Here is a 610-nt window from a genome sequence, read left to right as displayed (position 1 = left end):
CTAGATGGGTATCATTTATCATGGTAGTTTCTGCTAGAGTAATTGCACGCTCTAATATATTGCGCAGTTCACGAACGTTTCCAGCAAATTCATGCTGCTGCAGACGCTCGCAAGCACTTTCAGTCAGCTCTGCTGGTGTACCTAGCTGCCACTCTTCAGATATCAGCGCTAAAAAGTGCTTGGCGAGTAAAGGAATATCGTCACGGCGTGTATTGAGTGTGGGAAGCTTAAGCTCTATCACATTAATTCTATAGTACAAATCTTGCCGGAACTCTCCGTCTTTTACCAACTGGCTTAAGTCTTTATGGGTAGCTGATAAAATCCGAATATCTACAGGTACCTCTTTGGTGTCACCAATAGCGCGCACTGTCTTTTCTTGGATAGCACGTAATAGCTTTACTTGCATAGCAAGTGGTAAATCTGCCACTTCATCTAAAAATAATGTACCACCACTGGCTTGTTGAAACAAACCTTGCTTATCTGCAACCGCACCAGTAAAGCTACCTTTTTTATGGCCAAAAAACTCTGACTCCATAAGCTCAGATGGAATCGCACCACAGTTGACTGGGACAAAACTACCATCACGGCGTGGACTTAAATCATGGATGAG

The 610-nt window shown here is 43.4% G+C and carries 1 protein-coding gene; it reads right to left on the bottom strand.

Features of this window, described 5'->3' with window-relative positions; all coding sequences use genetic code 11:
* The coding region (locus ACS8FD_RS22295) for a sigma 54-interacting transcriptional regulator (RefSeq protein ID WP_439277471.1) at positions 1–610 on the bottom strand (610 nt) is incomplete at both ends.

It is taken from the genome of Psychrobacter sp. 1U2 (assembly GCF_051847575.1).
The sequence above is the reverse complement of the archived record's forward strand: the minus strand, read 5'-3'. Positions and strand labels throughout refer to the sequence as shown.